The sequence below is a fragment of the Flavobacterium sp. genome, assembly GCF_003525665.1.
In the GTDB taxonomy this organism is placed as follows: Bacteria; Bacteroidota; Bacteroidia; order Flavobacteriales; family Flavobacteriaceae; genus Flavobacterium.
The window spans coordinates 1-12951 of sequence record NZ_DQDX01000061.1; the positions used below are offsets into that span (position 1 = coordinate 1).

The 12951-nt window shown below is 32.5% G+C and carries 11 protein-coding genes; 7 read left to right on the forward strand and 4 right to left on the reverse strand.

The features are described 5' to 3' along the window. Positions 1 to 206: 206 nt before the first annotated feature. Both DIU01_RS04220 and DIU01_RS04225 read right to left on the reverse strand, forming a co-directional pair. Complete coding sequence (locus DIU01_RS04220) at positions 207 to 860, reverse strand: hypothetical protein (protein ID WP_290831997.1); 654 nt, start codon at positions 858 to 860, stop codon at positions 207 to 209. A gap of 205 nt (positions 861 to 1065) precedes the next feature. After that, complete coding sequence (locus DIU01_RS04225; protein WP_290831998.1) at positions 1066 to 1833, reverse strand: LexA family transcriptional regulator; 768 nt, start codon at positions 1831 to 1833, stop codon at positions 1066 to 1068. 97 nt (positions 1834 to 1930) lie between these two features. Here DIU01_RS04225 and dinB point away from each other — a divergent pair, with 97 nt between their 5' ends. From dinB to DIU01_RS04240, 3 genes are read left to right on the forward strand one after another with little or no spacing between them, the layout of a single operon-like run. Then, entirely contained in the window at positions 1931 to 3082 is a 1152-nt protein-coding gene (gene dinB / locus DIU01_RS04230; protein ID WP_290831999.1) for a DNA polymerase IV, read from the forward strand. Then, a complete protein-coding gene (locus DIU01_RS04235) occupies positions 3083 to 6136 on the forward strand; it encodes a DNA polymerase III subunit alpha (RefSeq protein WP_290832000.1) in 3054 nt (1017 codons plus the stop codon). A gap of 45 nt (positions 6137 to 6181) precedes the next feature. Further along, positions 6182 to 7558, forward strand: coding sequence for an exonuclease domain-containing protein (locus DIU01_RS04240; protein WP_290832001.1), 1377 nt, complete (start codon positions 6182 to 6184; stop codon positions 7556 to 7558). Positions 7559 to 7600: 42 nt separating this feature from the next. Here DIU01_RS04240 and DIU01_RS04245 read toward each other — a convergent pair whose 3' ends face one another. Then, positions 7601 to 8212 carry an N-acetyltransferase gene (locus DIU01_RS04245; RefSeq protein ID WP_290832002.1) on the reverse strand — a complete coding sequence of 204 codons (612 nt, stop codon included), beginning with the start codon at positions 8210 to 8212 and terminating at the stop codon, positions 7601 to 7603. A gap of 6 nt (positions 8213 to 8218) precedes the next feature. Then, complete coding sequence (locus DIU01_RS04250; RefSeq protein ID WP_290832003.1) at positions 8219 to 8374, reverse strand: hypothetical protein; 156 nt, start codon at positions 8372 to 8374, stop codon at positions 8219 to 8221. Between the two features lie 172 nt (positions 8375 to 8546). On the opposite strand from DIU01_RS04250, the gene DIU01_RS04255 reads away from it, so the two are divergent. The 4 genes from DIU01_RS04255 to DIU01_RS04270 all read left to right on the forward strand — a co-directional run bounded on the left by DIU01_RS04255 (position 8547) and on the right by DIU01_RS04270 (position 12741). Further along, a complete protein-coding gene (locus tag DIU01_RS04255; RefSeq protein ID WP_290832004.1) occupies positions 8547 to 8909 on the forward strand; it encodes a hypothetical protein in 363 nt (120 codons plus the stop codon). Between the two features lie 491 nt (positions 8910 to 9400). After that, positions 9401 to 10039 carry a ribonuclease H family protein gene (locus DIU01_RS04260; protein ID WP_290832005.1) on the forward strand — a complete coding sequence of 213 codons (639 nt, stop codon included), beginning with the start codon at positions 9401 to 9403 and terminating at the stop codon, positions 10037 to 10039. Positions 10040 to 10046: 7 nt separating this feature from the next. Beyond that, a complete protein-coding gene (locus DIU01_RS04265) occupies positions 10047 to 12437 on the forward strand; it encodes a UvrD-helicase domain-containing protein (RefSeq protein WP_290832006.1) in 2391 nt (796 codons plus the stop codon). A 49-nt stretch (positions 12438 to 12486) separates the two neighbouring features. Beyond that, positions 12487 to 12741, forward strand: coding sequence for a hypothetical protein (locus DIU01_RS04270; RefSeq protein ID WP_290832007.1), 255 nt, complete (start codon positions 12487 to 12489; stop codon positions 12739 to 12741). The last annotated feature ends 210 nt before the right edge of the window (positions 12742 to 12951 follow it).

Consider the following 12951-nt stretch of genomic DNA (forward strand, 5'->3'; position numbering starts at 1 on the left):
TACGGAATTTTTCTCTGATAGGTATCCATATAACTTCTCTTTTTAACTTAGTTTTTACGCAGCCTGACGGTCTCCACTTGGCGAGTTTGCGAACTTCGTAACCGAATATTTTCCGTTAAAGATAAAAATTATTACGAAACGTGAGCGTGAACTTACCACAAAATTCGCAATTGTGAGAAAAGGCTGTTAGTGGCTGCCAATGTAGTTTATAAAAGGCTAACATTCGTAATTATTCCTTCTTTTATATGGATGTATCGCATAAAGTCAAGCCTATACTTTCCATTTGGCGCTGGTTTTCCCTCTAGAAAAACCTTTTGACCATAATCAAGATCAAGATATGAATTTTGAGTTTGTTCGAATTCCAAAATTCCCTTGTCAGATTTATGACTAACAAATACAATTTTCAGTGGAATGTCAACCTTCGGCTTGTCAATTTCAACTTCAATAAATTTTTCTATTGGAGATTCAAGGTAAGTCTTTTTCAAAAAGTATAAAACGCTTTCTATTGAATTTAAGTCGCCATCATATTTATTCTCATTAATTAAAAATACATATTCCTCTTTGCTATCAACTTTGAGTGCAAGAATATTTTTATCGAAAAATCCATGCTTAAACAGATAACTTTCATCCTTTCTGTCTATTAACAAGGAGTTATTTCCAAGATATTCCCATTTAGCTTTTTCAACTTTTCCATTTTGCGAAATAAGTAAATCATTATTTGCTCTAAAAATATAAACATTTTTATTGTTAACTATGTCGTCAACTACAACCCAATGTTGGTTTGTCAACAGGGCTAAATCATCAAGTTTCTGTGAAAATTGCTTAAGCTTTGGAATTAAATCTGAGATAAAAGTCTTCATTATTTAACGGGTGTTTCTACTCCGGGTGTTTAGTTGCCACTAAATACAAATAGATGCAACTCATTACTTCTATTAATATTCAAATTACTTATTTTCAGTATTTTAGTAATGAAAATTTATAAATGTGTAATTCGTATATTTATATAAATCAAATATATAAAATAACTTAATCTAAACTATCTAGTACACTTATTATTTTCTAATTTTAGGTATTAATTTTAGCTTTAACCTCGCGCAACTCTTGACGCATTTCCATCATTAAAGACGTTAGGTTGTCTGTTGAAAAATCAGACTTGCGGTCGGTGCGACCTATATTGCATTCATATTCCCAAATCTCTAAAATATCGGAGGCTTTTACTTCATAAGGTTCGTAAAAAGTATTATCAGAGTTTAACATCAACGAATTTTTTCCGTTCTTATTCAAACGTTTATAAATGATGCCATTATCTTTGGTAATCACTATATACGTCTTACCATCAAGCACATCACGCAGTTTTTCAATATAACGACCAACAATAATGGAACCATCTTCGTGTGGTGGCATCGAATCACCTTCTACCGGAAAACCTCTGTGCTTTCCTGGTCCAAGAAAAGGAAGTGAAATTTGTTGCAACGATTCTATAAATTCAGGATCTGAATAACCACTTAAGTAACCTGCTTTGGCTTTTTGAGTTACGATTTCAATCAAATTATTACCATAGGAATCCACCGTAATCGGAAGTAATACTCGGTTGTTTTCCAACTTCAATAAATCGCCTACAGGTATTTTTCTTACGTCTACCGAAAGCAATAAATCAATACTCATGGCAAAATAGCGTGATAAAGCCAACAGTGTTTCTGGTGGTGGAAAGTTCTTTCCATCTTCATATTTAGCATATCTAGGACGCGGAATACCAACAGAATCCGCAACTACTTGCTGCGAAACATCTTTCTTGATGCGAAGGTATTTGATGTTTTCTGAATATAATGACATAAGTTAATGTGCGTATTTATCACAACAAATATAATAATTATTGTGCGTATTCGTCCTAATTTTGTAAAATAATTTCTAATTTAAATTCAAAAATAAAATGGCTAGGGCAATTGTGCACATGGATATGGATACCTTCTTTGTGTCTTGTGAACGACTCACAAACAGTTCTTTAAACGGAATTCCACTAATTATTGGCGGTGGCGACCGTGGTGTGGTGGCATCATGTTCGTATGAAGCGAGGAAATTTGGAGTTCGTTCTGCTATGCCCATTCGAATGGCGATGAAATTATGTCCGCAAGCCAAAATCATTCGTGGTGATATGGATTTGTATTCTAAATTATCAGCCAATGTTACTCAAGTTATTGAAGAGAAAGCACCCATTGTAGAAAAAGCAAGTATCGACGAACATTATCTAGATATTACTGGAATGGACAAGTTTTATGGTTGTTATAAATGGACTGAAGAACTGGCTCAGAAAGTGATGAAAGAAGTGGGTTTGCCAATTAGTTTTGCACTTTCAGTAAACAAAACCGTTTGCAAAATTGCAACAGGCGAAGGCAAACCTAGAGGTAATTTAGAAATACCAGAAAATAATGTACGTTCGTTTTTAAATCCGTTATCGATTCAAAAAATACCTATGGTTGGTGAAGTCACTTTTCAATTGCTGACTCGAATCGGAATCAGAAACATCCAAACCTTATCAGAAATGCCACCCGAAATTCTCCAACAAATGATTGGAAAAAACGGCGTGGAATTATGGAAAAAAGCCAACGGAATTGATAACAATCCTGTTGAACCATACAAGGAAAGAAAATCACTTTCAACTGAAAGAACCTTTATCCAAGATACAATTGACATTCCGGTGATGAAATCGATCCTTGTTGGAATGGTCGAAAAATTGGCTTTTCAATTGCGTTCAGAACAATGGCTAACCTCAACGGTTGTGGTCAAAATTAAATATGCCAATTTCGATACCCAAACCAGACAAGTTGGAGTTGCTTACACCTCAGCCGATCATGTTTTGATAAAATCGGTCACGGAATTATTTGATAAATTATACGACAGAAGAATGCGTCTGCGAATGATTGGTATTTCATTTAAAGGATTAGTTCGAGGTACGTATCAAATTGATTTATTTGAAGATACCGTCGAAATGCTTTCCTTGTACGAAGCCTTAGATAAAATGAAAAAACGCTTCGGATTTGATGCTGTTGGAAGAGCCGATACCATCCTTAAAAACAATTTATAAATGTACCTCAATTGCCATTCTTATCACAGCCTTCGCTACGGAACCATTCCGTTAGAGGATTTAATTGCACAAGCCGTGGAATTGAATATTTCGGCTATGGCATTAACTGATATTAATACCGTTACAGGAATTTATGAGTTTATAAAAGAGTGCAAAAAGGTGAACATTAAACCTTTAGTAGGGATTGAGTTCAGAGATAATAACCAACTGAAATACATAGGATTAGCAACACAATTTAAAGGTGTTGGTGAAATGAATCGTTTTCGAACCAAACACAATTTTGAGCAAACACTTCTTCCATCAAAAGCACCCAATTTTGAAAATGTAATTTGCATTTATCCGATAGACAGCATTCCTGAAACTTTAGCTGAAAACGAATACATCGGCATAACTTCGGAACAATTAATTAAGTTATATGATGCTCAATTAAAAGCTAAGATTTCTAAAATGGTCATTCTTCAACCAGTGACTTTTAGAACTAAAAAGGAATTTAATTTGCATAAAATTCTACGTGCCATTGACAACAACATCCTACTTTCAAAATTAACCGAAAGTGATTATTGCAGTACATCAGAAGTAATGATTTCTGAAAAAGAATTACTAGAAAAGTTTAGTGATTATCCCGAAATAATTGAAAACACTTTAAAGGTAATTGATTCATGCAACGTCGAATTTGAATTTGAAACTCCGAGAAATAAAAAATACTACACCAATAGCGAAGAAAGTGATATTGCGCTGTTGACCAATTTGGCGAAGCAAGGTTTGAAATGGCGTTATGGCGATTACAATAGTCAAGCGCTACAACGTGTGGAGAAGGAATTAAAAGTCATTAACGAATTAAAATTTAGTGGCTACTTTTTGATGACTTGGGATATCATCCGATACAGCAACAGTTGTGGATTTCTTCACATTGGTCGTGGAAGTGGCGCCAATAGTATTGTGAGTTATTGTCTTGGTATAACTGATATTTGTCCGATCGAATTGGATTTGTATTTTGAACGATTTTTAAATGTCAACCGAAAAAGTCCACCCGATTTTGACATCGATTGGTCTTGGAAAGAACGCGATACCATTCTAGAATACATTTTTAACCGATATGGTGCCGAACATGTAGCTTTTTGCGGAACAAACGTTGAGTTTAAGTATCGTTCTATATTTCGGGAAGTGGGCAAAGTATTCGGATTACCAAAAGAAGAATTGGATGTTTTGGCAAAAAATCCGATGAGTTTGCATGATGGCAATAAAATTGTAAAACTGGTGCAAGAATACGGAATGCTACTCGAAAAATACCCCAACCAACGAAGTATGCATTCCTGTGGTATTATAATTTCGGAAGAGCCCATTACTAATTTTTCGGTACTTGAAATGCCTCCAAAAGGTTTTCCCATTGTACTATTTGACATGCATGTAGCAGAAGATATCGGATTTGAAAAATTTGATATTTTAAGTCAGCGTGGCATCGGACACATTGATGATACCGTGAAACTCATTGAAAAAAATAGAGGTATAAAAGTCAACATTCGAGACACTTCCATTTCCAAAAATGAAGCCTTAGCCAATAGTTATTTGAGCATCGGAAAAACAATTGGTTGCTTTTACATCGAAAGTCCTGCTATGCGCGGATTGTTAAGGCGATTAAAATGTAATGATTACATCACTTTGGTTGCTGCTTCATCCATTATTCGTCCGGGTGTAGCGCAATCGGGCATGATGAAGGAATACATTTTCAGACACAATAATCCCGACAAGTTTGAGTATTTTCATGATGTTTTTAAAGAGCAATTGGGTGAAACCTATGGCATTATGGTGTATCAAGAGGATGTGATAAAAATAGCCTTGCATTATGGTGGTTTGCCAGCTGCCGATGGTGATATTTTACGCCGTGCCATGAGTGGAAAAGGACGTTCGAAAGCAGCTTTGCAAAAAGTAAAAGACCATTTTTTCGAATGTTGTAAAGCCAAAGGTCATCCTGAGAAATTGAGCACCGAAATTTACAGACAAATTGAATCCTTTGCAGGATATTCTTTTTGCAAAGCACATTCGGCTTCGTATGCGGTGGAGAGTTATCAGAGTTTATATTTGAAAGTGTATTATCCTATCGAATTTATGGTAGCCGTAATCAATAATCAAGGCGGGTTTTATCGCACAGAAGTCTATATTCACGAAGCTAAAATGTCGGGTGGCAACATTAATAATCCGTGTGTGAACAATAGTAATTTTGAAACTACTTTGTATGGTATAGAAATCTATTTGGGTTTCATGCATTTGGAAGGATTAGAATCTAGAATTGCACAGTTTATTGTAAAAGAACGCGAAACCAATGGCAATTATTTGTCCTTGGAAGATTTTATAAATCGGGTTCCAATTGGTATTGAAAGTATTCAAACCCTTATTTTTATTGGCGCCTTTCGATTCACTGGACAATCCAAAAATCAATTATTGGTAAAGGCTCGATTAATCATGGTCAATTTCAAACCCGAAGATAGAAGTTGGACGTTACTGCAACAACCGATTAAAGAATACACCTTACCGGTTTTGCAACGTTCCGATTATGAAGATGCATTTGATGAAATTGAATTACTCGGATTTCCTGTCTCGTGTTCGCCTTTTGATTTGCTTCAAACCAAATTCAGAGGCGATGTTTTAGCAAAAGATTTATTGAAGTACCACAAAAAAACGGTTCGGATGTTGGCTTATTTAATTTCAAGAAAGCAAGTGCCTACCAAAATGGGCACGATGTATTTTGGTACTTGGATTGATGCGGAAGGTGCTTTTTTCGATACAGCGCATTTTGCTGATTGTTTAAAAAAATATCCGTTTCAAGGTGGCGGATGTTATTTATTGCTGGGTCAGGTGGAAGTAGATTTTCACTTCCCTACGATAACCATTACCAAAATGGCTAAAATGCCTTTTATTGCCGATCCAAGGTATTCCAATTCTTCGGATAGAGAGTTTAAAACACAGCAAAATTTGAAAGAAGATGTGAGTAGCACACAACGCCAACCTTATCCGCAAGAGCATGAAATTAATTTGCCAAGACTAAAGATGAATTAGAGCTAAAAATCATACTATAATTAAGAGAGTAACGTTAGACAAGCAATGAAAAAACAAGAATACGCAATAGTAGATATCGAAACCACCGGAGGAAATGCCAGTGGCAGTCGCATTACAGAAATTGCCATCATCATTCACGACGGAAAAAAGATAGTAGAACGTTGGGAATCTCTGGTTAATCCACAGAAAGAAATTCCGCCAGCTATTTTTGCGCTTACCGGAATCACTAACGAAATGGTTAGCACTGCTCCTATCTTCGATTTAATTTCAGATAAAGTCTTGGAATTGCTTAAAGACCGAGTTTTTGTAGCACACAACGTGAATTTTGATTACTCTTTTGTTAGAAACGAACTTGAACTATCTGGATATAAATGGACCGCAAGAAAGTTGTGTACCGTTCGTGCTGCCAGAAAAATCAAACCTGGATTACCTTCTTACAGTTTGGGTAGATTATGCAATTCTTTAGACATTCCGTTAGAAAATGCGCACCGCGCTGGAGGTGATGCCAATGCAACTACAATTTTATTCAGTAGATTATTGGAATGGGACGATGCAAAGGTTATTGAAACGATGATTAAAAAAACAGCAACAGACCAGCGTTTGCCACCACACTTACCTCCTACCGATTTTGATGCTTTACCCGAAAAAACAGGCGTCTATTATTTTTATGATCAATACAAAAAAGTAATCTACGTGGGCAAAGCAGTAAACATAAAAAAGAGAGTTGCTTCACATTTTAGCGGACACAACATCAATTCGCAACGACAAAATTTTCTAAGAGACATTCACGGAATTTCATTCGAAGTCTGTGCCACCGAACTAATCGCACTACTCCTCGAATGCACCGAAATAAAAAAGCTTTGGCCTACTTACAACAGAGCTTTAAAACGATTTGAATTCAACTACGGACTTTATGAATACGAAGCTCGAAGTGGTTACCGCTATTTGGCTGTTGGTAAGCTCAGCAAAGGGCAATCTTGCATTGAATCGTTCAATAGTTTGCACACTGCCATCAATGCCTTAATGCAACTAAAAGAGAAATTTACTATTGACCACCGATTTTGCAACTTCGGAATTCCAGAATTACCTCAAGCCATTAAAAATGATTTAGAAATTCTACCTGATTTAGATTCGCATAATGAACAAATAGAAAAGGCGCTACACTATTTAGTTTCTAAAAGAGAAACTTTTGCCATAATTGATAAAGGAAGAACCCAAGAGGAAAAAAGTGTTGTTTATGTTGAAAACGGTCATTTTTATGGAATGGGATATTTGAGTTCCGACATAATTATAAACGAAATAACTGAATTAAAAGAACATGTTACTCGATATGCAAGTAATCAATACATCATGCAATTGATTTATAGTTATTCTGAGAAATATTTATATAAAATGAAAAGGATGGATGGTGTTTTGGTATAGGAAGTAGTGCGTTTAGGAAGAATAGTAATGAATGATTTAATCTCACTTATTCTTAAGAATAATTAAATCAAAATACATTAATCTTGTTGGAAGTAAAGCTTCTAGTGGGATACCTGTATATTCTTTCTCTTGGTCATCAGAACTAAATAAAGGTATGAAATCATTTTCTGTATAATATCTTAATGGAGCTACTTCATTATATGAATCAACTACTATGAATCGACAACCTGTTTTATTTGCACCATCAATGAACCAAGACTTTATAAAATCCATTAATTGCTTACCTGTTCTCTCAGTTTCTCCTTTAATGAAGCGATAATTAGTATTTACACCTAATCGTCCAATTAATACTGCTGGATAAGATTTCATTGTTTTCTCTCGAGGAATATCTTTGATAACTTTTTTCTTCCGCGCATTAGGCAATAAAAAGGTTTTTATGCTATCATTAGAAATAGTAAAAGCACAAACAATAATTTGAGGATTTTCGTCTAACGTAAAACAGTAAGATTTACCTAATAATTCAGAATGATAATTTATAGAGTCATTTCTAAAAAAATCATTTAAATCGGCATTACCACAATCAAAAGGTTCACAGGAATCGATAAGTTCACTATCGTAAACTCTAAAAGTACAATTGTTTAGTAGAAAACCCAAACTAGATTACAGTTTAGCTTTAGCTAAAATTTTAGATGCAACATTGGCTTGCTCGGAAAAATCTACAGTAGATTTTTTTGCAGTATTACCACTAATTCTATCTACAAAAGCTTTTGCTGCTTCACTTTTTAGAACTGGTATTGATTTAATTGCAATTGCCATGATTGGTTTAATTTAATGATGCAAATATATAGCATTTGATATATATCTTGTATCTCCTTTAATAACTAATTAACTAGTAGTATATTATTTAGCACAATTTTAAATAATAGTTTCATTACTACTTATACGTTTTTTAACCTTAAAAGTTACATCAGTACAATTGAGATTTGGAATGCCAGAACTACCTCAAGCCAATAAAAAGGATTTAGAAATGCTACCCGATTTAGATTCTCACAATGAACAAATAGAAAAGGCACTAAACCATTTACTTTCTAAAAGAGAAAGTTTTGCCATAATTGATAAAGGAAGAACCCAAGAGGAAAAAAGCATTGTTTATGTTGAAAATGGTCATTTTTATGGAATGGGCTATTTGAGTTCCGACATCATTATCAATGAAATAACTGAATTAAAAGAACATGTTACACGATATGCAAGTAATCAATACATAATGCAATTGATTTATAGTTATTCTGAGAAATATTCATATAAAGTGAAAAAGCAGGAAGCGCTTTTGTATGAAATGCAGAAAATGTAATCAATACAAAAACAACTTAAAAACAAAATCAAAATAGTAAACAGAAAACTCAAAATTTCAGAAATTAAAAATAACTAGTAGTAACAAATTAATACGGATTTATAATCATTCAAAGCGGATTAATGCAAATTGTATACGGATGAATACATCTACAATCTATATAAAATTTGGTGCGTTTTTTTATTTTTTTTTATTGATTAGTATTGTTGTTACTAACAAACTACTATTGATTATCTATTGATTTGTATAGAATATTAGTTTTTAATTGCCTCAATTAAAAATACTTTTTTTTACCAAAATGCGGAAAACCGTAAAATACCATAAAACTTCTTTTTTACTTTTGAAAAATCACGTAAAACTACCTATGTAATTCTTGTAAAAGATAATTATTTTTGGTAGGTTTGGAAAAGATTGTATTGAAATGAAATTAATTAATCCCGTATATCCTGATAATGCATCAATATACAGAACATTAGTAAATTAGAAATATAATGGCAAAAAAACCAAAATTTTATGTAGTTTGGAAAGGACGAAAAACAGGAGTTTTTAGTACTTGGGACGAATGTAAGGAACAAACCAATGGTTTTGATGGTGCAGTTTTTAAATCATTCGAAACTAAAGAAGCAGCTGAAAAAGCTTATAATGATTCAAGTTCAGAATATGTAGGAAAAAATAAAAAAATAATTAGTTCTTTATCGAAAGAAGAACTAGAACTAATTGGTGAACCAATAGAAGATTCCATTGCTGTTGATGGAGCTTGGGATAACACCACAGGTTTAGTTGAGTATCAAGGAATTCATCTAAAAACCTATGAAGTATTATTTCATATTGGACCTTTGGAGGATGGCACTATTAATATGGTTGAATTTTTAGCGATTGTGCATGCTTTGGCTTTGTGTAAACAAATGCATTCAAAATTACCTATATATTCCGATAGCAAAATAGCTTTGGGCTGGATTAAGGATAAAAAAGCAAGAACGAATCATCAACCTAGTGAAAAGAATAAGAAATTGTTTGAGATGATAGCTAGAGCAGAAAAATGGTTGGAAAACAACACCTTTGAAAACGAATTACTAAAATGGGAAACTAAAGCTTGGGGAGAAAATCCTGCTGATTTTGGAAGAAAATAAAAACAGAATGTCAGAAAAAAACAAAACTATTTTAGAAGGACTAAACAACAAACAACTAGAAGCTGTTGTGAGTAACGCAAAAAGAGTACTAGTTCTTGCTGGTGCAGGTTCAGGAAAAACAAAAACAGTTATTTCTAAACTTCTGTATTTAGTTGCAGAAAAAGGTGTAAAATCTTCTTCAATATTAGCGATTACATTTACTAAAAATGCTGCAAATGAAATGATTGATAGGTTAATTATTTCTAGTGATGTTACAAATACCTACGAATCATATATTCAAAATAAATCTACAACTGTTTTACAAAAGGAATCAGAAAGAAGAAAAAGAGTGTTAGAGCAACCTTGGATTTCTAATTTAACAATTAGAACATTTCATTCTTTATGTTATAAAATTCTTCGTGATAATGGAAATCCTGTTTTTGATAATAAATTCAAACTAATCACAGATAATTCCGCTGAGGAAGTAGATTTAAAAGCAAAAGATATTCTTGCGAATGAAAAACCAAAAGATATTATAAGTAAAATTTTGATTCTTGCTTGTAAAGATCGTGGTTATATTTTAAAACTAAAGCGATACATATTAGATTATTATGTTGAAAAAGTATCCCTTGATAAAGAAATAAAAATTTATACTAACGAAGGACAAAAAACATACACTACTTTAAAAGGTGAAACTGTAAAATCAAAGTCAGAGCGAGATATAGCAGATTGGTTATACAGACACAATATAAAATATGTTTATGAAAAAGTAACCAACTTCAAAGATTTTAATTTTAAACCAGATTTTTTTATTCCTCAGGCTAATCTTTATCTCGAACATGTTACGGATATGAGCTATAAAATGGCTGATAAAGAAAAACAATTTATTGAAGGCGGTAAAAATTGTGTTGTAACTTATGAATCCATAATGAATAATTCTATTCTTTTCAATTTAGCGATGGAAAGAATTGTAAAAGGAAAAATTACTGAAACAATAACAGAAGATGTTTCTATAAACTATGAAGAAGAATTTAATCGATATCATAATAAAATTGATGAGTTTTTAAAGACTGTAATGCGTATGCAATCTATGATGAAAGGTGAAGATATTGAACCATCAAGTTTATTAGAAAAATCAATAAAAAGTGAGCACGAAAGAATAAGAGTTTTCTATGAACTTGCTATTCCAATTATTGAAGAATACAAAAAATACTGTACCAATAAATCCTATGTAGATTTTGATGATTTAATAATTTTAACGGTAAAACTGCTTAAAAATAATGAAGACATCAGAGAACTTTACAGAAGTAAGTACAAGTATTTAATGGTTGATGAATTTCAAGATGTAAATGGTTTACAGGTTAAATTGTTAGACTTATTATTGAAACCAGATAATCAACTGTTTTGTGTTGGTGATGATTGGCAAAGTATCTATGGTTTTAGAGGCTCAAATGTAGATTACATTGTAAATTTTGAAACACATTACAAAGATTGTGAGATTCATAAATTAGACGTGAATTACAGAAGCACACAAACAATTGTGGGAGCGAGTAATGAAGTAATAAAACACAATAAAAATCAGATAAGCAAAGATGTTAGAGCATTCAACGAAATGCCTAGTAAAATTCAAATCTATAGAGCCAAGAGTACAGAAGATGACGGAGTAGAATTTTTAGTTGACAAAGTAAGACAACTTTACCATAGTGGCTTGGGTAAAGATGATATTCTTGTTTTGTATAGAAGATCAAAAATGTTTAGTCCATATTTAGAAGCTTTAAAACAGAATAGGCTTTTTGTTTCATCAAAAACTATTCATGCTTCAAAAGGGTTAGAAGCAAAAGCAGTTTTTATTATAGGATTAACTGAAGGTAATGGTGGTTTTCCGGATATTTGGCTTGATGATGCAATATTTAGAGTGGTTAAAGATATAAAGTATGATATTTTGCTTGAAGAAGAAAGACGTTTGTTTTATGTAGCCATTACAAGGGCAAAAGATGAATTATTTCTTATAACTGAATTAGGAAATGAGTCTTCATTTGTTGATGAAATACCTCAACATTTTTACCAAGTAAATAAACCAATAATCAAAAATATAGGAACACAAGTTATTGTTTGTGAAAACTGTAGAACTACAGTAAATGAATCAGATAAGTTTTGTAGAAATTGTGGAAGCAAACTTTCTAAAAACATTTTGGGCAATTCAGATGAAAAAAAAGTTCCTAGCTATGTTGAAACTGCAAGATTAATAAACAAAAATGCCTATATGCCTTGGAGTAATGAGGACGATTCAAAACTTGAAGAACTTTATAAACAAGGAAAATCTAATACCGAACTTAGTGATTTTTTTGGTAGAAATTTAGGAGCTATTATTGCAAGAATCCAAAAACTTGAATTAGAACAAAAATATAATTTGAATTAGTTCATCAAACTATGGAAAATAAAAGATTATCTCACATTAAATGCAATTAATGAACCTACCAACTTCAAATAATTTACCAATAAATAAACTTGCCTCTGTATTCGGAAGCACTTCGGCTACTTATAAGTTTTATTGGTTGATAGCTTTGATTGAATTAGTTGAAGAAGAATATATTGAAATTCCAAAAAGAAAAATATTTTCAAGAATGATTAGTAATTCTTGGTACACCATTAATTATTTTCATATTTCATTTGGCAAACAAGATAATCTGCAAATTGCAGTAGAACGAATTTTAAAAGCTTAAAATTTAACGATTGATGAAAAGAAAAGCAAACTTGAATCTTGTTTAGAAAATTCAACTAATAAAGAAACGATAAATCAATTGTTTCATTTTGATAAAAATGTTCCGCATTGGTTTTTATCGCCTTGGTTTCCAAAAATCAATAATGAAACTGATAATCAACAAAAAAGTAGAATATATTCTGATTCACACTCGTTTGTAAATGATCTGTCT

Bases quoted from the DNA above. Each gene is read 5' to 3' on its own strand.
- DIU01_RS04265 (WP_290832006.1), top strand. From the start codon at position 10,047: ATGTCAGAAAAAAACAAAACTATTTTAGAAGGACTAAACAACAAACAA.
- DIU01_RS04235 (WP_290832000.1), top strand. From the start codon at position 3,083: ATGTACCTCAATTGCCATTCTTATCACAGCCTTCGCTACGGAACCATT.
- DIU01_RS04240 (WP_290832001.1), top strand. From the start codon at position 6,182: ATGAAAAAACAAGAATACGCAATAGTAGATATCGAAACCACCGGAGGA.
- DIU01_RS04270 (WP_290832007.1), top strand. From the start codon at position 12,487: ATGAACCTACCAACTTCAAATAATTTACCAATAAATAAACTTGCCTCT.
- DIU01_RS04255 (WP_290832004.1), top strand. From the start codon at position 8,547: ATGCCAGAACTACCTCAAGCCAATAAAAAGGATTTAGAAATGCTACCC.
- DIU01_RS04260 (WP_290832005.1), top strand. From the start codon at position 9,401: ATGGCAAAAAAACCAAAATTTTATGTAGTTTGGAAAGGACGAAAAACA.
- dinB (WP_290831999.1), top strand. From the start codon at position 1,931: ATGGCTAGGGCAATTGTGCACATGGATATGGATACCTTCTTTGTGTCT.
- DIU01_RS04225 (WP_290831998.1), bottom strand. From the start codon at position 1,833: ATGTCATTATATTCAGAAAACATCAAATACCTTCGCATCAAGAAAGAT.
- DIU01_RS04220 (WP_290831997.1), bottom strand. From the start codon at position 860: ATGAAGACTTTTATCTCAGATTTAATTCCAAAGCTTAAGCAATTTTCA.
- DIU01_RS04250 (WP_290832003.1), bottom strand. From the start codon at position 8,374: ATGGCAATTGCAATTAAATCAATACCAGTTCTAAAAAGTGAAGCAGCA.